General features: G+C 49.7%; 12 protein-coding genes, 3 tRNA genes and 2 rRNA genes. 16 read left to right on the plus strand and 1 reads right to left on the minus strand.

The window, feature by feature from the left end; translation table 11 throughout:
* Nucleotides 1-35 precede the first annotated feature (35 nt).
* The 4 genes from K0I31_RS00720 to birA all read left to right on the plus strand — a co-directional run bounded on the left by K0I31_RS00720 (nt 36) and on the right by birA (nt 5,768).
* Nucleotides 36-2,928: ribosomal RNA gene (locus K0I31_RS00720) — 23S ribosomal RNA — on the plus strand.
* Between the two features lie 103 nt (nt 2,929-3,031).
* Nucleotides 3,032-3,147 (plus strand): 5S ribosomal RNA (gene rrf / locus K0I31_RS00725).
* A gap of 628 nt (nt 3,148-3,775) precedes the next feature.
* Nucleotides 3,776-4,816 carry a UDP-N-acetylmuramate dehydrogenase gene (gene murB / locus K0I31_RS00730; protein ID WP_220079601.1) on the plus strand — a complete coding sequence of 347 codons (1,041 nt, stop codon included), beginning with the start codon at nt 3,776-3,778 and terminating at the stop codon, nt 4,814-4,816.
* Entirely contained in the window at nt 4,809-5,768 is a 960-nt protein-coding gene (gene birA, locus K0I31_RS00735) for a bifunctional biotin--[acetyl-CoA-carboxylase] ligase/biotin operon repressor BirA (RefSeq protein WP_220059587.1), read from the plus strand. Before murB ends, birA begins: the two co-directional genes overlap by 8 nt.
* A gap of 73 nt (nt 5,769-5,841) precedes the next feature.
* Here birA and coaA read toward each other — a convergent pair whose 3' ends face one another.
* A complete protein-coding gene (gene coaA / locus K0I31_RS00740; protein ID WP_011863952.1) occupies nt 5,842-6,792 on the minus strand; it encodes a type I pantothenate kinase in 951 nt (316 codons plus the stop codon).
* Between the two features lie 235 nt (nt 6,793-7,027).
* Here coaA and K0I31_RS00745 point away from each other — a divergent pair.
* The 12 genes from K0I31_RS00745 to rpoC all read left to right on the plus strand — a co-directional run bounded on the left by K0I31_RS00745 (nt 7,028) and on the right by rpoC (nt 20,900).
* Nucleotides 7,028-7,103: transfer RNA gene (locus tag K0I31_RS00745), tRNA-Thr, on the plus strand.
* 7 nt (nt 7,104-7,110) lie between these two features.
* A tRNA-Tyr gene (locus K0I31_RS00750) sits at nt 7,111-7,195 on the plus strand.
* Nucleotides 7,196-7,231: 36 nt separating this feature from the next.
* Nucleotides 7,232-7,305: transfer RNA gene (locus K0I31_RS00755), tRNA-Gly, on the plus strand.
* Nucleotides 7,306-7,494: 189 nt separating this feature from the next.
* Nucleotides 7,495-8,679 carry an elongation factor Tu gene (gene tuf / locus K0I31_RS00760; RefSeq protein ID WP_011863953.1) on the plus strand — a complete coding sequence of 395 codons (1,185 nt, stop codon included), beginning with the start codon at nt 7,495-7,497 and terminating at the stop codon, nt 8,677-8,679.
* A 282-nt stretch (nt 8,680-8,961) separates the two neighbouring features.
* Complete coding sequence (gene secE / locus K0I31_RS00765; protein ID WP_011863954.1) at nt 8,962-9,333, plus strand: preprotein translocase subunit SecE; 372 nt, start codon at nt 8,962-8,964, stop codon at nt 9,331-9,333.
* Nucleotides 9,334-9,342: 9 nt separating this feature from the next.
* Nucleotides 9,343-9,885: a transcription termination/antitermination protein NusG gene (gene nusG, locus K0I31_RS00770; RefSeq protein WP_144204495.1), complete on the plus strand. Its 543-nt coding sequence runs from the start codon at nt 9,343-9,345 to the stop codon at nt 9,883-9,885.
* Nucleotides 9,886-10,011: 126 nt separating this feature from the next.
* Nucleotides 10,012-10,440 (plus strand): 50S ribosomal protein L11, encoded by a 429-nt coding sequence (gene rplK, locus K0I31_RS00775; protein ID WP_011863956.1) that lies wholly within the window; start codon nt 10,012-10,014, stop codon nt 10,438-10,440.
* Nucleotides 10,441-10,444: 4 nt separating this feature from the next.
* Nucleotides 10,445-11,146, plus strand: a complete 702-nt coding sequence (gene rplA / locus K0I31_RS00780; RefSeq protein ID WP_011863957.1) for a 50S ribosomal protein L1 — start codon at nt 10,445-10,447, stop codon at nt 11,144-11,146.
* 267 nt (nt 11,147-11,413) lie between these two features.
* Nucleotides 11,414-11,911, plus strand: coding sequence for a 50S ribosomal protein L10 (rplJ, locus tag K0I31_RS00785; protein WP_011863958.1), 498 nt, complete (start codon nt 11,414-11,416; stop codon nt 11,909-11,911).
* 53 nt (nt 11,912-11,964) lie between these two features.
* Nucleotides 11,965-12,333, plus strand: a complete 369-nt coding sequence (gene rplL, locus K0I31_RS00790) for a 50S ribosomal protein L7/L12 (protein WP_011863959.1) — start codon at nt 11,965-11,967, stop codon at nt 12,331-12,333.
* Between the two features lie 238 nt (nt 12,334-12,571).
* Complete coding sequence (gene rpoB / locus K0I31_RS00795) at nt 12,572-16,603, plus strand: DNA-directed RNA polymerase subunit beta (RefSeq protein WP_011863960.1); 4,032 nt, start codon at nt 12,572-12,574, stop codon at nt 16,601-16,603.
* A gap of 82 nt (nt 16,604-16,685) precedes the next feature.
* Complete coding sequence (rpoC, locus tag K0I31_RS00800) at nt 16,686-20,900, plus strand: DNA-directed RNA polymerase subunit beta' (RefSeq protein WP_220079602.1); 4,215 nt, start codon at nt 16,686-16,688, stop codon at nt 20,898-20,900.
* The last annotated feature ends 168 nt before the right edge of the window (nt 20,901-21,068 follow it).

Genomic DNA, 21,068 nt, shown 5'->3' on the forward strand with positions numbered 1-21,068 from the left:
CGATGCAGCTCAGATGAAACTCATTTGGGTTGTATGGTTAAGTGACTAAGCGTATACGGTGGATGCCTTGGCAGTCAGAGGCGATGAAGGACGTAGTAACTTGCGAAAAGCGTTGGCGAGCTAGTAACAAGCATTTGAGCTAACGATGTCCGAATGGGGAAACCCGGCACCATAAGGTGTCATCACTAAGTGAATACATAGCTTAGTGAGGCGAACGAGGGGAACTGAAACATCTAAGTACCCTTAGGAAAAGAAATCAACCGAGATTCCCCTAGTAGCGGCGAGCGAACGGGGATTAGCCCTTAAGCCTAGAGGGTGTTAGTGGAATGTGTTGGAAAGCACAGCGATACAGGGTGATAGCCCCGTACATGAAAACTAACTTTAGGTGAAAACGAGTAGGACGGGACACGTGATATCTTGTTCGAATATGGGGGGACCATCCTCCAAGGCTAAATACTCCTGACTGACCGATAGTGAACCAGTACCGTGAGGGAAAGGCGAAAAGAACCCCTGTGAGGGGAGTGAAATAGAACCTGAAACCGTATACGTACAAGCAGTGGGAGCGGTTCTTGAGACCGTGACTGCGTACCTTTTGTATAATGGGTCAGCGACTTACATTTTGTAGCGAGGTTAAGCGAATAGCGGAGCCGTAGGGAAACCGAGTGTTAACTGCGCGTTTAGTTGCAAGGTGTAGACCCGAAACCCGGTGATCTAGCCATGGGCAGGTTGAAGGTTGAGTAACATCAACTGGAGGACCGAACACACGTATGTTGAAAAATGCGGTGATGACTTGTGGCTGGGGGTGAAAGGCCAATCAAACCGGGAGATATCTGGTTCTCCTCGAAAGCTATTTAGGTAGCGCCTCGAGCGAATACCATTGGGGGTAGAGCACTGTTAAGGCTAGGGGGTCATCCCGACTTACCAACCCTTTGCAAACTCCGAATACCAATGAGTACTACTCGGGAGACACACGGCGGGTGCTAACGTCCGTCGTGAAAAGGGAAACAACCCAGACCATCAGCTAAGGTCCCAAAGTTATTGCTAAGTGGGAAACGATGTGGGAAGGCTTAGACAGCTAGGATGTTGGCTTAGAAGCAGCCATCATTTAAAGAAAGCGTAATAGCTCACTAGTCGAGTCGGCCTGCGCGGAAGATATAACGGGGCTAAGCAATACACCGAAGCTATGGGTACTAGCGCTTGCGCTAGTGCGGTAGAGGAGCGTTCTGTAAGCCGTTGAAGGTGAAGGGGTAACCCACGCTGGAGGTATCAGAAGTGCGAATGCTGACATGAGTAACGATAAAGGGGGTGAAAAACCTCCTCGCCGAAAGACCAAGGGTTCCTGTCCAACGTTAATCGGGGCAGGGTGAGTCGACCCCTAAGGCGAGGCCGAAAGGCGTAGTCGATGGGAAACGGGTTAATATTCCCGTACTTCTGCTAACTGCGATGGAGAGACGGAGAAGGCTAGGCTAGCGCGGCGTTGGTTGTCCGCGTTTAAGGCTGTAGGTAGGGTACTTAGGCAAATCCGGGTACCTAATACTGAGAGTTGATGACGAGTCACTACGGTGATGAAGTAGTTGATGCCATGCTTCCAGGAAAATCTTCTAAGCTTCAGGTTAGCAGGAATCGTACCCCAAACCGACACAGGTGGTCGGGTAGAGAATACCAAGGCGCTTGAGAGAACTCGGCTGAAGGAACTAGGCAAAATGGTACCGTAACTTCGGGAGAAGGTACGCTCCTGTTGGTGATGAGACTTGCTCTCTAAGCTGACGGGAGTCGCAGATACCAGGTGGCTGCAACTGTTTATCAAAAACACAGCACTGTGCAAAATCGCAAGATGACGTATACGGTGTGACGCCTGCCCGGTGCCGGAAGGTTAATTGATTGGGTTATCTTCGGAGAAGCTCATGATCGAAGCCCCGGTAAACGGCGGCCGTAACTATAACGGTCCTAAGGTAGCGAAATTCCTTGTCGGGTAAGTTCCGACCTGCACGAATGGCGTAATGATGGCCACGCTGTCTCCAGCCGAGACTCAGTGAAGTTGAAATTGCGGTGAAGATGCCGTATACCCGCGGCTAGACGGAAAGACCCCGTGAACCTTTACTATAGCTTGGCACTGAACATTGACCCTACATGTGTAGGATAGGTGGGAGACTTTGAAGCGGGAACGCCAGTTCTCGTGGAGTCATCCTTGAAATACCACCCTTGTAGTGTTGATGTTCTAACTCTGGCCCCTGAATCGGGGTTGAGGACAGTGCCTGGTGGGTAGTTTGACTGGGGCGGTCTCCTCCCAAAGAGTAACGGAGGAGCACGAAGGTTGGCTAAGTACGGTCGGACATCGTACGGTTAGTGCAATGGCATAAGCCAGCTTAACTGCGAGACATACACGTCGAGCAGGTGCGAAAGCAGGTCATAGTGATCCGGTGGTTCTGAATGGAAGGGCCATCGCTCAACGGATAAAAGGTACTCCGGGGATAACAGGCTGATACCGCCCAAGAGTTCATATCGACGGCGGTGTTTGGCACCTCGATGTCGGCTCATCACATCCTGGGGCTGAAGTCGGTCCCAAGGGTATGGCTGTTCGCCATTTAAAGTGGTACGCGAGCTGGGTTCAGAACGTCGTGAGACAGTTCGGTCCCTATCTGCCGTGGGCGTTGGATGATTGAAGGGAGCTGCTCCTAGTACGAGAGGACCGGAGTGGACGAACCGCTGGTGTTCGGGTTGTCATGCCAATGGCATTGCCCGGTAGCTACGTTCGGAATCGATAACCGCTGAAAGCATCTAAGCGGGAAGCGAGCCCTAAGATGAGTCATCCCTAGACCTTTAAGGTCTCTAAAGAGCCGTCCGAGACTAGGACGTTGATAGGCAGGGTGTGTAAGCGTTGTGAGGCGTTGAGCTAACCTGTACTAATGACTCGTGAGGCTTAACCATACAACCCAAAAGGGTTTCGTACGATGGTTTTACGTAATCAAAAGAATACAAAAGTACTTGATTGAAGTGCGAACTCAAGCAGCTTTCCGAATTTCCAATTTTGTCTGGAAACCATAGCATTGTGGTCCCACCTGATCCCATCCCGAACTCAGAAGTGAAACGCAATCGCGCCGATGGTAGTGTGGGGTCTCCCCATGTGAGAGTAGGTCATTTCCAGGCGCCTAATTAAGTGAAGAAGCCACCTGAATAAGGTGGCTTTTTTGCGTTTGGGGTTTATGAAATTATCAGTATCCCCTCTCGAAACCACCTTAATTAAAATCAGGTGGCTTATTCACTTATGTAGGCATGAATGCCTACTCCCGATGTCGTCCCACCGCTGAGCGGGGTCTCCGGCTACGAAGCATAGCTTCTCCGCGTTCAAGTGAGGCTAAATACTGCGTATTTAAAGCGCCTCACTTTCACCCCCATGTGTTCGCTACGCGAACCGAGTAGGTCATTTTCTGCTGCTACCGTTCTTTTGTTTTTGACAAAGTAACTGGAATGTTTATTCCTGTGTTCAGTTCTAATCGTATGTCTTACGCCCCCATGTGAGATTGAACATCTATCAACGAGAGCGAAGAAAATGTTTTAAGTAGGTCGATACTCTTCGCAGCTCTGTTAGCAACTGTATGGGTATCCTTTTTACAGGTGTCGATTGCCGACCGGTACGATCCTTCCTATTTTCAGTGTCCATTCATAAGTGAATCATGAGCTCCATCAAGATTAATCTTTGTTGGGATTTAGGTTGCCGGGGTTAGATACGTTACAATGGCTTTTTTGGCTGACAGACATAAATCACGCTTCCTCTATGGACTCCAAGAACACTGACTCTTTAACGCAATTTAATACCCTGGGCCTTAAGGCTGACTGCTTTCGATTGGTTAGGGCAAGGCAGGAGGCCGAGCTTATTGCCGTCTGTTTGAAGGCCTTTAAGCAGCAGGAGCCGCTATTGCTGATAGGTGGCGGTAGTAATATTGTGCTCATCGAGACCTTCCAAGGAACAGCCGTATTAGTGGAGACCAAGGGAATTGAGGTGAGTCAGGATGACCAATGCTATTACCTCAGTGTCGAGGCTGGTGAGGTGTGGCATGATCTCATCAAGTTCTGTCTCGATAATGAGATGCCAGGACTTGAGAACCTCGCGTTGATTCCGGGTTCTGTCGGCGCCGCGCCTATCCAAAATATCGGTGCCTATGGCGCAGAGCTGGCACAGTTCTGCGATTGGGTCGAATATCTCGACCTCGCTAGCGGTGAGATAAAACGGCTGAATGGTGGCGAATGCCAGTTTGCCTACCGAGAATCTATCTTCAAGAATGCCCTAAAGCATCGCGCCGTGATCTTGCGGGTGGGCCTCGTGCTACCCAAGGCGTGGCAACCTAATCTCAGCTATGGCCCATTGCAGGCATTGAGCGAACGTACCCAAGCGGTGACCCCAAGAGAGGTGTTCGACTGCATCTGCGAGACACGCATGGCCAAACTGCCCGATCCTGCCGTGTTAGGTAACGTCGGCAGCTTCTTTAAAAACCCTGTGGTGAGCCAGCAAACATTCGACGCGCTTAGGCAGCAATATGCCGACATAGTCGGTTATGCGCTCGCGGATTCACAGGTCAAGTTAGCGGCTGGCTGGTTGATCGACAAGGCAGGACTCAAGGGGCAGTCTGTCGGCAATGCATCGGTTCATCTTAAACAGGCCTTAGTCATTGTTAACAGAGGGGGCTGTAGGGGGCAGGATGTATGTGACTTGGCGAAGTTGGTGATAGATAGGATATTCGAACAATTTGGCGTAAGGTTAGAGGTCGAACCTAGGATCATAGGCGCAACCGGACAGAAGGAATTAGCAGATGCATGATCAGTGGGCCCGTCGCCGGGATATTATTCGTTTGTTGAGTCAGGGCCAGTTTGTGTCTGGCGAGGCGCTGGCCAGTGAGCTCGGCATCTCTCGGGCGGCAGTCAGCAAGCAGGTAGCCAACTTAGAAGAGTTTGGTGTCGACATCTATAGCGTTAAAGGCAAGGGCTATAAGTTAGCCACACCTATCTCGCTTATCGATGAGGCTAAGCTTAAGGCCGCTATCAAGAATCGCTGCTTCTATTTTAATGAGATCAACAGCACCAATGGTTTCCTACTCGAGCATGTGAAGGATCTCAGCAGTGGCGATATCTGTGTGGCCGAGTATCAGTCTGCCGGGCGTGGACGCCGCGGGCGTCAATGGGTATCTCCCTATGGATGCCACCTCTATACCTCCTTCTATTGGCAGTTTTCTCAGGGGATGGCCCAGGCGATGGGGCTTAGCTTGGTGGTAGGCTGCTCTTTGGTAACAGTGCTGCGTTCACTGGGAGTCGATGGCATAGGGGTTAAGTGGCCGAACGACATCTACCTCAACCATAAGAAGCTTGCGGGGATACTGATCGAGATGAGTGGCCAGGCAGACAGTGTTTGTGACCTGGTGATAGGTATAGGCATCAACCTCTCTATGTCGCCGGCGCAGGCGGATAAGATAGATCAGCCCTGGAGCGATCTGTCTGAGTTGGCGCAATTGCCGGACAAAACGGAATTGATGATTGCACTGCAGCAGCAATTAGTGACAGATCTCGAATTGTTTCAACGCCAAGGCCTGAAGGCATTCCAGTCAAGATGGCGCGAGGCCGATCTGTTCGACGGTGAGCCTATCAAGCTGTTGATGGGAGAGAATAGCGTCGAGGGGATCTGCTGCGGCATCGACGAGCAGGGAGCAATACTGCTTAAGACGGAGGAGGGCACTAAGGCCTTCGTCGGCGGTGAGATCTCCATGCGTCCCGCATAACAAAACGGCCATCTTTTGATGGCCGTTTGTCTATCTGTGAGTAAATGCAAGTGACAGGCTACCTAGTGTTAGCCTATTTACGCATCAGCACCTGGTGCATCATATGATCTGTTCCCTTGCGCAGGATAAGATGCGCCCTGTCCCGTGTGGGCAGAATATTCAGATTCAGGTTAGGGCCGTTGATGCTGTCCCAGATGTTGGCGGCTATCTTGGTGGCCTCATCGTCAGTCAGCTCTGAATAGTGATGGAAGTATGAGTTAGGGTCGCTAAAGGCGCCGGTGCGGAATTTGAGGAAGCGGGAGATATACCACTCCTTGAGCAGCGGCTCTTCGGCATCCACATAGATAGAGAAGTCGACAAAGTCGGACACGAAGGGCTGCTGTATGGCTACATGGGTATCCTGCCCCGTCTGCAGCACGTTGAGCCCTTCGATGATCAGGATATCGGGCTGTTCTATGGCCTGCTGGGTATCGGCCACCCTGTCGTAACTGATATGCGAATAGATAGGGGCATGTACCAGACTCTCACCTGCCTTGATCTTGGAGATGAACTCGACCAGCAGTTTCATATCATAGCTTTCTGGAAATCCCTTACGCTGTAGCAGTCCGCGGCGTTTGAGTTCGGACAGGGGATATAGAAAGCCATCTGTGGTGACCAGATCCACCTTGGGGTGCTCGGGCCACTGACGCAACAACGCCTGTAGGATACGCGCCGTAGTGCTTTTGCCTACCGCGACACTGCCGGCGATGCTGATAATATAGGGACGCTTAGGCGGCACACGACCGAGGAACTGATTCAAGACCAGTCCTCTCTGCTGCTTGGCGCCGACGATTAGATTCAGCAGGCGGCTCAGGGGCAGATAGATGTCGGTGACTTCATCGAGGGAGATAGATTCGTTGATACCGCGCAGATCGTCGAGATCGGATTCGCTGAGTGTCAGAGGCACTGATTTTCGCAGCTCGGCCCACTGCTGGCGGGCAAATGCGAGATAGAGTGCATTGTGAATTTGGTTGTTGGCGCGCATGAATGAAATCTCCCCTTAGGCAAGGCACAGTACACCATAGACCTCGGTGGAACAACATCAAAAACACGATTCCATAATGGCTTATTAACCTGTCGAAGCTTAGTGGGTAAATAGTGCACTTTCTGAGGCTTGCGTGGCGGAAAAAACGACGTTTAGGCGATTTTTTTGCAGATTTTTAAAATTAGGTATTGCACTTGTGCTCACGATTACCTAATATCCGCTACCGAAATGACACGCCGGCATAGCTCAGTTGGTAGAGCAACTGACTTGTAATCAGTAGGTCCCGAGTTCGACTCTTGGTGCCGGCACCATTTCTCTGGAGGGGTTCCCGAGTGGCCAAAGGGATCAGACTGTAAATCTGACGGCTCAGCCTTCGAAGGTTCGAATCCTTCTCCCTCCACCATTTTTCTAGGTAGTTAGGTAACCTTAGTTAGGTTGCGCGGATGTCGTATAATGGTATTACTCCAGCCTTCCAAGCTGATAACGCGGGTTCGATTCCCGCCATCCGCTCCAATTTTCGCTGATTGTGCCCGTATCTATGAGCCAGCCCAACAGGGTCCAGTTCACGATAAACTGCCTTCAGCCTTCCCAACTAAGCTTCCGTAATTATCTTAATTAAATCGATTCGATGACATAATAGGCATCGGATTTTTTGTTGTATGTAGATTTCATCACCAAGTATCTCTTAATTGGGGCAATACCATGGCTAAAGAAAAATTTGAACGTAGCAAACCTCACGTAAACGTGGGCACCATCGGTCACGTTGACCATGGTAAAACAACTCTTACAGCTGCTATCTCTCACGTACTGACTAAGACGTACGGTGGTGAAGCTAAAGATTTCGCACAGATCGATAACGCTCCAGAAGAGCGTGAGCGCGGTATTACCATCAATACCTCTCACATCGAGTACGACACTCCAACTCGTCACTACGCACACGTAGACTGCCCAGGCCACGCTGACTATGTTAAAAACATGATCACTGGTGCTGCACAGATGGACGGCGCTATCCTAGTAGTAGCTTCTACTGATGGTCCAATGCCACAGACTCGTGAGCACATCCTGCTTTCTCGTCAGGTAGGTGTACCTTTCATCATCGTATTCATGAACAAGTGTGACATGGTTGACGATGAAGAGCTGCTAGAACTAGTAGAGATGGAAGTTCGTGAACTACTATCTGAATACGACTTCCCAGGTGATGACCTACCAGTTATCCAGGGTTCAGCTCTGAAAGCCCTAGAAGGCGAGCCAGAGTGGGAAGCTAAGATCCTAGAACTAGCTGAAGCACTAGACTCTTACATTCCAGAGCCAGAGCGTGCAATCGACGGTGCATTCATTCTGCCAATCGAAGACGTATTCTCAATCTCAGGCCGTGGTACTGTTGTAACTGGTCGTGTTGAGCGCGGTATCGTTAAAGTTGGTGACGAAGTAGAAATCGTAGGTATCAAAGACACTACTAAGACTACTTGTACTGGTGTTGAAATGTTCCGTAAGCTGCTTGACGAAGGTCGTGCAGGTGAGAACTGTGGTGTACTACTACGTGGTACTAAGCGTGATGAAGTTGAGCGTGGTCAAGTACTGGCTCAGCCTGGTTCAATCACTCCACACACTCAGTTCGAATCAGAAGTATACGTACTGTCAAAAGAAGAAGGTGGTCGTCACACTCCATTCTTCAAGGGCTACCGTCCACAGTTCTACTTCCGTACAACTGACGTAACCGGTACTATCGAACTGCCAGAAGGCGTTGAAATGGTAATGCCTGGTGACAACATCAAGATGGTTGTTACTCTGATCTGCCCAATCGCGATGGACGAAGGTCTACGTTTCGCTATCCGTGAAGGTGGCCGTACAGTTGGTGCTGGTGTTGTAGCTAAGATCATCGCTTAATAGCATTTGATTTTACAAACACACTGAAAAAGGCAGCTTAGGCTGCCTTTTTTGTTTTAGAACTCCCAGATATTGTGCTTATCCTTGTGCGGCTTAGCCTTGCTTACTGCGCGGAATAAGAATACAATCTATGGCCGATTTTTGACCCTCTGGGCTTACTGCTTGCTCTGGGAGTAAGTTCGGAGAATGTTAGTGGTATGGACTGGGCAATCTCAGCACTTGCGAGTTTTTTATGCCCGGCCAGACTTAAGCTCAGGTCGTAGTGAGTAACGGAATTAACCGATGACAACAAATACTGAAAACCAGGGAAGCTCTCTGGATATCGTTAAATGGGGCATAGTAGTCGTACTGCTAGCGGCCGCCATTATTGCTAATCAGATGTATAGCGAAGCTAGTGTATTAGTTCGTGCTATCGGTGTCGTAGTGGCATTTGCTATAGCAGGTTTTATCGCGCTTCAAACCGAGAAGGGTAAACAAGCGCTGACTTTCGCTCGCGAGTCTCACATTGAAGTGCGTAAAGTGGTATGGCCGACGCGTCAAGAAGCCCTAAACACGACATTTATCGTACTACTGGCAACAGGCGTACTGGCATTGGTTCTGTGGGGAATGGATGCGGTACTGCTGAGAATTGTTAATTTTATTACGGGCGTATAGGCATTTCATATGACTGAAGCTAAAAAAAGATGGTATGTGGTTCAGGCCTTTTCTGGTTATGAAGGTCGTGTATGCAAATCATTGCTTGAACACATCAAAATGCACGGCATGGAGCATTACTTCGGCGAGGTACTAGTACCTACAGAGGAAGTGGTTGAGATGCGTGCAGGCCAGCGTCGTAAGAGCGAGCGTAAGTTCTTCCCTGGCTATGTGTTGGTACAGATGGAAATGAACGATGAAAGCTGGCACTTGGTGAAGAGCATCCCTCGTGTGATGGGCTTTATCGGTGGTACCTCTGATCGTCCAGCGCCTATCTCTGATCGCGAAGCTGAAGCGATTCTGCAGCGTCTACAAGAGACGACAGAGTCTCCGACTCACCGCGTGATGTTCGAGCCTGGTGAAGTGGTTCGCGTAACCGACGGTCCTTTTGCCGACTTTAACGGTACCGTTGAAGAGGTCGACTACGAGAAGAACCGCGTTAAGGTGTCTGTAATGATCTTCGGTCGTTCAACACCGGTAGAGCTAGATTTCAGCCAGATCGAAAAAAGCTGATTAAATAAAGCACAAAACGTATTGGAAATGGGTGCGGATTTTTGTATAATCCGCACCCATTATTTTCGGGGAGCTAATCGGCATGTCGCCGCTAGCGTTTGTACCCAAACTTGAGGAAAATGTCTCATGGCAAAGAAAGTTGATGGTTACATCAAACTACAAGTAGCAGCCGGTGCTGCAAACCCGTCGCCACCAGTTGGTCCTGCATTGGGTCAAAAAGGTGTCAACATCATGGAATTCTGTAAAGCATTCAACGCTCGTACTGAAAAGTTCGAGAAAGGTATGCCAATTCCTGTTGTGATCACTGTTTACACTGATCGCTCTTTCACTTTTGAAACTAAGACTCCACCTGCTTCATTCCTGCTGCTTAAAGCTGCTGGTCTTAAGTCTGGTTCAGGCCGTCCTAACACTGAAAAAGTGGGAACTATCAAGCGTAGCGCTGTCCAGGAAATCGCTGAGACTAAAGCCGCTGATATGACTGGTGCTGACATTGAAGCGATGACTCGCTCAATCGAAGGTACTGCGCGTTCAATGGGTTTGGTAGTAGAGGATTAATATCATGGCAAAGCTAACTAAACGCGCGCGTTTGATCCGCGAGAAAGTAGAAGCGACTAAGAGCTACGACATCAACGAAGCTGTTGCACTACTGAAAGAACTAGCTACTGCTAAGTTCGTTGAAAGTGTTGACGTTGCGGTTAACCTAGGTGTTGACCCACGTAAATCAGACCAAAACGTTCGTGGCGCGACTGTTCTGCCACACGGTACTGGTCGTGAAGTACGTGTTGCTGTGTTTACTCAAGGTGCTAACGCTGACGCCGCTAAAGAAGCCGGTGCTGAGCTAGTTGGTATGGACGAGCTTGCTGCACAAGTTAAAGCTGGTGAAATGAACTTCGACGTAGTTATCGCATCTCCAGATGCAATGCGCGTTGTTGGTCAGTTAGGCCAAATCCTGGGCCCACGTGGTCTGATGCCTAACCCTAAGACTGGCACTGTAACGCCTAACGTTGCTGAAGCTGTTAAGAACGCTAAAGCTGGTCAGGTTCGTTACCGCAACGACAAGAACGGTATCATCCACACTACCATCGGTAAAGTGGACTTCGAACCAGTTCAACTGAAAGAAAACCTAGACGCTCTGCTAGGCGCGCTTATCAAAGCTAAGCCAGCTGCAGCGAAAGGCGTTTTCGTTAAGAAAGTAAGCATCTCTACCACTATGGGTGCAGGTGTTGCGGTTGATCAGAGCACTCTGAACCCAACTGCTTAATTTCTTAGCTTGTTTTACAAGGTGCGGGGATTAGTCTATAATGCGCGCACCTTGTGGGTTGAGGACCATTTTCATTCGTGCAAATGGTTCACGTCCAAGACCGTAGGTGTTAACGAATAGACGTTAGCTTAATTCCCTACGTAGACGGTGTCGGACCCCAGATAGATTTATTCTGCCTGGATATTCGCGCCGTAAGTAACTGAGTATTTAATACTTAGTATGGTAATTGCTAGGGATATCCCTAGATTGAATCCAGGAGTAAAGCCAATGGCATTAAGACTCGAAGACAAAAAAGCGATTGTTGCTGAAGTCAACGAAGCTGCCAAAGGTGCTTTATCTGCAGTTGTTGCCGATTCTCGCGGTGTGACTGTAGGTGATATGACCGGTCTTCGTAAAACCGCTCGTGAATCTGGTGTTTACATTAAAGTTGTACGTAACACACTAGTTAAGCGCGCTGTTGAAGGTACTGATTTCGAGTGCCTAAGCGAAACGTTTACTGGTCCTACTTTGATTGCATTCTCTAACGAGCACCCAGGTGCCGCTGCGCGTCTTCTTAAAGATTTCGCGAAAGCTCAAGGGAACTTTGAAATCAAAGCAGCAGCCTTTGAAGGGGAATTAATCCCTGCAAGCGACATTGATCGTTTAGCAAAACTACCAACATACGAAGAAGCACTAGCACAGTTCATGATGACTATGAAAGAAGCATCTGCTGGCAAGTTCGTTCGTACATTGGCCGCTCTACGCGATCAGAAAGAAGCTGCTTAATTTTACAAGCCGCTTAAATAAATTGAATTCAGTACAATTAGGAATTTTTTGTTATGTCTATCACTAAAGACCAAATCTTAGAAGCCCTTGCAGCTATGTCTGTAATGGAAGTTGTTGAACTAATCGAAGCAATGGAAGAGAAGTTCGGCGTTTCTGCCGCTGCTGCTGTTGTTTCTGGTGGTGCTGATGCAGGCGCTGCTGCTGAAGAGAAGACAGAGTTTGACGTAGTTATGACTTCTCACGGCGACAACAAAGTTGCAGTAATTAAAGCTCTTCGTGGCGCTACAGGTCTAGGCCTGAAAGAAGCCAAGGGTATGGCTGAATCAGCTCCAGTAGCTGTTAAAGAAGGCATCTCTAAAGAAGAAGCTGAAGCACTGAAGAAAGAGCTTGAAGAAGCTGGTGCTCAAGTAGAGATCAAGTAAGTTATACTCTAACTTACAACCTCCCGAGTGATCGGGCGGAGGCTGGCGGTTTTTTAACCGTCGGCCTTTTTTGCGCTGTAAGCGTAGGCGATTTTTTATTCACCGTTTGTCGCCAGATTTCGCAGTCCCTAGCAGAGATTATTGGTTAGGTTCTTGCTTTCAACGGTGATGGGCAAACGTGCTGTTGCAACCCAGCGTTGTTTCAGTCTTGGTCACATCTCGCAATCAGAGGAAACCCATGGTTTACTCCTATTCTGAAAAGAAGCGTATTCGCAAAGACTTTGGTAAGCGTCCACAAGTGTTGGATATCCCTTACCTTCTGTCAATCCAGTTGGACTCGTTTAAGAAGTTCACCGATCAAGATCCTACAGGTGAGCGTGGTTTAGAAGCCGCTTTCCGTAGCGTTTTTCCCATCAAGAGCTTTTCTGGTAATTCAGAGCTGCAATATGTCAGCTATAAGCTAGGTGAGCCAGTTTTTGATGTGAAAGAGTGTCAAATTCGCGGTGTTACATACTCTGCTCCACTACGCGTTAAACTGCGTATGGTGCTGTATGATCGTGAAGCTGCGCCTGGCACAGTTAAAGACATTAAAGAACAAGAAGTCTATATGGGGGATATCCCTCTGATGACTGAAAACGGTACCTTTGTTATCAATGGTACTGAGCGTGTTATCGTTTCTCAGCTGCACCGTTCTCCTGGTGTATTCTTCGATCACGACCGTGGTAAGACCCACTCTTCAGGTAAGGTACTTTATAACGCACGTATTATTCCTTACCGTGGCTCATGGTTGGACTTCGAGTTCGATCCTAAAGATGCACTGTTTGTACGTATCGACCGTCGTCGTAAGCTTGCGGCGTCTATCATACTGCGTGCACTTGACTACTCTACTCAAGATATTCTCGATCTGTTCTTCGAACGTGTTCAGTACAAGATCAAGAAAGATAGCCTAGTCATGGCACTGGTTGCCGATCGCCTGCGTGGTGAGACAGCCAGCTACGACATCAAAGATGCTGAAGGTAACATCATAGTTGAGAAGGGCCGTCGTATTACTGCGCGCCACATTCGTCAACTTGAAAAGACCAACACCACAGAGCTTGAAGTACCTGTTGAGTACATCTCAGGCAAGATTGCTGCACAAGACTACATCGACCCAGATACGGGCGAAGTACTGGTTTCTGCTAACGCCGAAATCAGCCTGGAAGATCTTGCTAAGCTGTCTATGGCCGGCATCAAAGATATCGACACCCTATACGTCAACGAGCTTGACCACGGTGCCTATATCTCCGACACCCTACGTATCGATTCAACTACTAACCGCCTAGAGGCGCTGGTTGAGATCTATCGTATGATGCGTCCTGGCGAGCCGCCAACCAAGGATGCTGCCGAAGCGCTATTCCAAAACCTCTTCTTCAGTGAAGAGCGTTACGACCTGTCTAAAGTGGGTCGTATGAAGTTCAACCGTCGTCTCGGTATCGATGACGATGAAGGTACAGGTATCCTGACCAAAGAAGATATCGTTGCAGTAATGCAGAAGATCATCGAAATCCGTAACGGTAACGATGAAGTCGACGATATCGACCACCTGGGTAACCGTCGTATCCGTAGTGTTGGTGAAATGGCTGAGAACCAGTTCCGTGTTGGTCTCGTTCGTGTAGAACGTGCCGTACGTGAGCGTCTGTCTCTTGGCGATCTTAACGAGCTGATGCCACAAGATCTGATCAACGCTAAGCCGATTTCTGCGGCAGTGAAAGAGTTCTTCGGTTCTTCTCAGCTGTCTCAATTCATGGACCAGAACAACCCGCTGTCAGAAGTGACACACAAGCGTCGTATCTCTGCGCTTGGCCCAGGCGGTCTGACCCGTGAGCGTGCAGGTTTCGAGGTTCGAGACGTTCACCCAACTCACTATGGTCGTCTATGTCCAATTGAGACCCCTGAAGGTCCAAACATCGGTCTGATCAACTCGTTGGCAAGCTTCGCGCGCACCAACTCTTACGGTTTCCTCGAAACACCATACCGCAAAGTGGTTGATGGTGTGATCACAGATCAGGTGGATTACCTGTCTGCTATCGAAGAAGGTCGTTACGTGATCGCACAGGCTAACATCGAAGTCGATGCCGATGGCCGTATGGTTGAAGAGCAGATCGCTTGTCGTCATAAGGGTGAATCTACCTTTATGCGTGCAGCAGACGTTCAGTACATGGACGTATCACCACAGCAGATCATCTCTGTGGCAGCCTCTCTGATTCCGTTCCTAGAACACGATGACGCGAACCGTGCATTGATGGGTGCGAACATGCAACGTCAGGCAGTACCAACACTTAGAGCTGACAAGCCGCTAGTAGGTACTGGTATTGAGCGTACATTGGCCGTTGACTCAGGCGTAGTTGTTGCCGCTAAGCGTGGTGGTTACGTTGACTATGTCGATGCGAGCCGCATCGTGGTTAAGGTTAACGAAGACGAGCTGACTCCTGGTGAAGCCGGTATCGACATCTACAACCTGACCAAGTACACCCGTTCTAACCAGAACACCTGTATCAACCAGCGTCCATGTTGTAGCGTTGGCGAGCCAGTGGTTCGTGGTGACGTACTTGCAGATGGTCCATCTACCGACCTGGGTGACCTGGCGCTTGGTCAGAACATGCGTATCGCATTCATGCCTTGGAACGGTTATAACTTCGAGGATTCGATCTTAATCTCTGAGCGCGTTGCGCAAGAGGATCGTTTCACCACTATCCATATTCAAGAGCTTTCTTGTATTGCTCGTGATACTAAGCTGGGTAGCGAGGAGATCACCGCCGATATTCCAAACGTAGGTGAGTCTGCGCTGTCTAAGCTGGATGAATCAGGTATCGTTTACATCGGTGCAGAAGTGAAGGGTGGCGACATCCTGGTTGGTAAGGTTACGCCTAAGGGCGAGACTCAGCTGACCCCTGAAGAGAAGCTGCTACGCGCTATCTTCGGTGAGAAGGCTTCTGACGTTAAAGACAGCTCACTGCGTGTCCCTAACTCTGTTAAGGGTACCATCATCGACGTTCAGGTATTTACCCGTGACGGCGTTGAGAAAGACAAGCGTGCTGTTGAAATCGAAGAGATGCACATCGCTCAGGCTAAGAAAGACCTGACCGAAGAGTTCAAGATCCTTGAAGAAGGTGTCTTCGGTCGTGCGCGTAACCTTCTCATTGGAGCAGGTTTTGCCGAAGCCGAGCTTGATGCTCTGCCACGTCCTCAACTACTGGTACAAACCATTGAAGACGAAACTAAGCAGACTGAACTCGAGCAACTCGCCGAGCAGCATGAAGAGCTGAAAGCCGATTTCGATAAGAAATTTGAAATCAAACGCCGCAAGATCACCCAAGGTGATGACTTGGCGCCTGGCGTACTGAAGATCGTTAAGGTTTACCTGGCGGTTAAACGTACTATCCAACCTGGTGACAAGATGGCGGGTCGTCACGGTAACAAGGGTGTGATCTCTAAGATCAACCCAATCGAAGATATGCCGTACGACGAAAACGGTAACCCAGTGGACATCGTATTGAACCCACTAGGTGTACCATCACGTATGAACATAGGTCAGGTTCTCGAAGTGCACTTAGGTGCCGCGGCCAAGGGCATTGGTGATCGCATCACCGCTATGCTCGAAGAGCAGCGTGAACTTGCAGAGCTTCGTGGCTACATCAAGAAGGTGTACGAACTGGGTGAAGACGTGCAGCAGCAGGTCGATATCGACTCGTTCACCGATGAAGAAGTTCTACGTCTTGCTAAGAACCTCAAAGGCGGTATTCCGACTGCGACTCCAGCATTCGACGGCGCGAAAGAGAAAGAGATTAAGGACATGCTTGAACTAGCAGGTCTGCCAACCTCTGGACAGCTGAAGTTGTTTGATGGTCGTACCGGTAACGAGTTTGAACGTCCAGTAACCGTAGGTTACATGTACATGCTTAAACTTAACCACTTGGTTGACGATAAGATGCACGCGCGTTCAACAGGTTCTTACAGTCTTGTTACTCAGCAGCCTCTGGGCGGTAAAGCTCAGTTTGGTGGTCAGCGTTTCGGTGAGATGGAAGTATGGGCACTTGAAGCATACGGTGCCGCTTACACGCTACAAGAAATGCTTACTGTTAAGTCTGATGACGTTAACGGTCGTACTCAGATGTATAAGAACATCGTCGACGGTAACCATCAGATGCAACCAGGTATGCCTGAGTCCTTCAACGTATTGCTGAAGGAGATCCGTTCGCTCGGTATTAACATCGAGTTGGATCAAGAGTAAGACTTGGCCATCGCCGAAGTTTGGCAATAAACGGTGCTCTGCGAGAGCAGGGCACCTGGTTTAACTCCTTCAGGAGAGAAACGTGAAAGACTTATTAAAGTTTCTGAAACAGCAAAGCAAGACTGAAGAATTTGAAGGCATCAAGATCGGCCTAGCGTCGCCTGATCTGATCCGCTCTTGGTCATTTGGTGAAGTTAAGAAGCCAGAAACCATCAACTACCGTACTTTCAAGCCTGAGCGTGAAGGTTTGTTCTGTGCGCGTATTTTTGGTCCAGTTAAAGACTACGAGTGTTTATGCGGTAAGTATAAGCGTCTTAAGCACCGTGGTGTGATTTGTGAGAAGTGTGGCGTAGAAGTTACCCAGACTAAAGTACGTCGTGAGCGTATGGGTCACATCGATCTAGCCAGCCCAGTAGCACACATTTGGTTCTTGAAGTCTCTGCCGTCTCGTATCGGTTTGATGCTGGATATGACTCTGCGTGACATCGAACGTGTGCTTTACTTCGAATCTTTCGTCGTGATCGAGCCTGGCATGACCAGCCTCGAGCGCGGTCAGATGCTGACCGAAGAAAACTACCTCGACGCACTCGAAGAGTACGGTGATGAGTTTGAAGCCAAGATGGGTGCCGAGGCAGTACTTGAGCTGCTGCGCGCTATCGATCTTGAGAAAGAGATTGAAGAGATGCGCGAAGAGCTGCCATCGATCAACTCTGAGACTCGTCGTAAGAAGATCACTAAGCGTCTGAAGCTGATCGAGGCCTTCTACCAGTCTGGCAACAAGCCAGAGTGGATGATCCTCAAGGTGCTACCTGTTCTGCCACCTGATCTGCGTCCACTGGTTCCACTGGATGGCGGTCGTTTCGCGACTTCAGATCTGAACGATCTGTATCGCCGCGTGATCAACCGTAACAACCGTCTGAAGCGTCTGTTAGACCTAGCTGCACCGGACATCATCGTACGCAACGAAAAGCGTATGCTGCAAGAGTCTGTTGATGCGCTATTGGATAACGGTCGTCGCGGTCGTGCGATCACGGGTTCTAACAAGCGTCCTCTGAAATCTTTGGCCGATATGATCAAGGGTAAGCAGGGTCGTTTCCGTCAGAACCTACTGGGTAAGCGTGTTGACTACTCAGGCCGTTCGGTTATTACCGTAGGTCCTACTCTGCGTCTGCATCAGTGTGGTCTGCCTAAGAAGATGGCACTCGAGCTGTTCAAGCCATTCATCTACGGCAAGCTGGAAGGTCGTGGCCTGGCTACTACCATCAAAGCTGCTAAGAAGATGGTTGAGCGCGAAGTACCAGAGGTTTGGGACGTACTCGATGACGTGATCCGTGAGCATCCTGTGATGCTTAACCGTGCACCAACACTTCACCGTCTTGGTATCCAGGCGTTTGAGCCGGTACTGATTGAAGGTAAGGCGATCCAACTGCACCCATTGGTGTGTGCGGCATACAACGCTGACTTCGACGGTGACCAGATGGCGGTTCACGTGCCACTGACGCTAGAAGCTCAGTTGGAAGCACGTTCACTCATGATGTCTACCAACAACATCCTGTCACCTGCGAACGGTGAGCCGGTGATCACACCGTCACAGGACGTTGTATTGGGTCTGTACTACACCAGCCGTGAGCGTATCAACGGCCGCGGTGAAGGCATGGCATTTGAATCTGTTGCCGAAGTAGAAAAGGCATACCGTACTGGCGTTGCCGAGCTGCACGCTCGCGTTAAGGTACGTATTACCGAGACGACTATCGCTGAAGACGGCGAGCGCACCGAGTCACGTCGTATCGTAGATACTACTGTGGGTCGTGCCCTGTTGTCTCAGGTTCTGCCAAAAGGCCTTTCTTATGATCTGGTTAACCAGAACATGGGTAAGAAGCAGATCTCTAAGCTATTGAACACCTGTTACCGTCAGCTAGGTCTGAAAGATACCGTTATCTTCGCTGACCAACTGATGTATACCGGTTTCCATTTCGCGACCGTTTCTGGTGCGTCTGTGGGTATCAACGACATGGTGATTCCAGATGAGAAATACTCTCTGGTTGCCGATGCCGAAGCTGAAGTACTTGAGATTCAAGAGCAGTTCCAGTCGGGTCTGGTTACCGCCGGTGAGCGTTACAACAAGGTTATCGATATCTGGGCAAGTGCGAACGAAAAAGTTTCTAAGGCGATGATGGATAACCTGTCTACCGAGACAGTGATTAACCGTGATGGCGAAGAAGAAACTCAAGCTTCGTTCAACAGCATCTACATGATGGCCGACTCGGGCGCTCGTGGTAGTGCTGCACAGATTCGTCAGCTAGCGGGTATGCGTGGTCTGATGGCGAAGCCAGATGGCTCGATCATCGAAACCCCAATTACGGCGAACTTCCGTGAAGGTCTAAACGTACTCCAGTACTTTATCTCTACTCACGGTGCGCGTAAGGGTCTAGCGGATACCGCACTTAAGACAGCGAACTCGGGTTACCTGACTCGTCGTCTGGTTGACGTTGCACAAGACTTAGTGGTTATCGAAGACGATTGTGGTACACACGAAGGTCTGACAATGAAGCCGCTGATCGAAGGTGGTGATGTTGTTGAGCCGCTACGTGAGCGTGTACTGGGTCGTGTGGTAGCTGAAGATGTTTACTACCCAGGTACCGAAGATGTACTTGCGCCGCGTAACACCCTGCTTGATGAAGCATGGTGTGACAAGCTCGAAGAACACTCTATCGACGAAGTTAAGGTTCGTTCTGTAATTAGCTGTGACACAGACTTCGGTGTGTGTGCGGCGTGTTACGGCCGTGACCTTGCACGTGGTCACCTGATTAACCAAGGTGAAGCCATTGGTGTGGTAGCTGCTCAGTCAATCGGTGAGCCAGGTACACAGCTGACGATGCGTACCTTCCACATCGGTGGTGCGGCATCGAGAGCGTCTGCAGAAAACAACGTACAGGTTAAGAATGCCGGTACAGTTAAGCTGCACAACGCTAAGCATGTTACCAACAGTGACGGTAAGCTGGTTATCGTATCGCGTTCATCTGAAATCGCGATTATCGATGAGCTGGGTCGTGAGAAAGAGCGTTACAAGGTGCCTTACGGTACTGTCCTAGAGAAGCTGGAAGACGCAACGGTTAATGCCGGTGAAGTCATCGCTAACTGGGATCCGCACACTCACCCAATCGTTTCTGAGGTAGCGGGTAGCATCAAGTTCGTTGACATGATCGAAGGTGTCACCATGACACGTCAGACCGACGAGCTAACGGGTCTATCTTCTATCGTGGTTATGGATGTGGGTCAACGTCCTACTGCGGGTAAAGAGATGCGTCCGGCGATTCGTCTGGTTGGTGCCGATGGCAATGACCTGATGATCCCTGGTACCGAAGTACCAGCGCAATACTTCTTGCCTGGTAAGGCGATCGTTAACCAAGACGATAACGCACAAATCGCCGTCGGTGACGCGCTTGCACGTATTCCGCAAGAATCATCTAAGACTCGCGATATTACCGGTGGTCTGCCACGCGTTGCAGACTTGTTCGAAGCGCGTAAGCCGAAAGAGCCTGCCATCTTGGCTGAGTACTCAGGTACTATCTCGTTCGGTAAAGAGACCAAAGGTAAGCGTCGTCTAGTGATCACACCTGCCGATGGTGGTAAGCCATACGAGGAGATGATTCCTAAGTGGCGTAACCTGAACGTGTTCGAAGGTGAGAAGGTTGAACGCGGCGAAGTTATCGCCGACGGTCCAGAAGCTGCACACGACATCCTGCGTCTGCGTGGTATTCACAAGGTGGCTAACTACATCGTTAACGAAGTGCAAGACGTTTACCGTTTGCAAGGCGTGAAGATTAACGATAAGCACATCGAAGTGATCATCCGTCAGATGCTGCGTAAGTGTGAGATCACCGAAGCCGGTGACAGTGAGTTCCTCCCGGGCGAACAGGTTGAAGTGTCTCGCGTTAAGATCGCTAACCGCGAACTTGAAGCGCAAGGCAAAGAACCTGCTAAGTTCGAGCGTGAACTACTGGGTATCACCAAGGCCTCGTTGGCGACCGAGTCGTTTATCTCGGCGGCATCGTTCCAGGAAACCACTCGCGTATTGACCGAAGCTGCCGTAGGCGGTAAGAGCGATAAGCTACGTGGCCTGAAAGAGAACGTGATCGTGGGTCGTCTGATCCCGGCCGGTACAGGTTATGCGTACCACACCAGCCGTAACCAGGCTGCACAGAATGGCCCGGCAGAAGAAGTGCCGGCAATCAGTGCCAGTGAAGCAGAGCAAAACCTTGCCGATCTATTGAACCTGGCGGGCAGCCCTGAATAATCAGTGCTAGTCGGTAAATAGATTGTAAAAAAGGCACCTCAGGTGCCTTTTTTTTACTTAAATTGGGTAAAAAGTTGGCTATTTCTTGACAGCGACCCCTTACCTTTCTAAAATTTCGCGTCCCACACCTGTGGGATATAGATTTTTCACACCTTACTGTTGAGTTTA

The sequence above is a fragment of the Shewanella spartinae genome, from assembly GCF_019457555.1.
Taxonomy (GTDB): domain Bacteria; phylum Pseudomonadota; class Gammaproteobacteria; order Enterobacterales; family Shewanellaceae; genus Shewanella; species Shewanella loihica.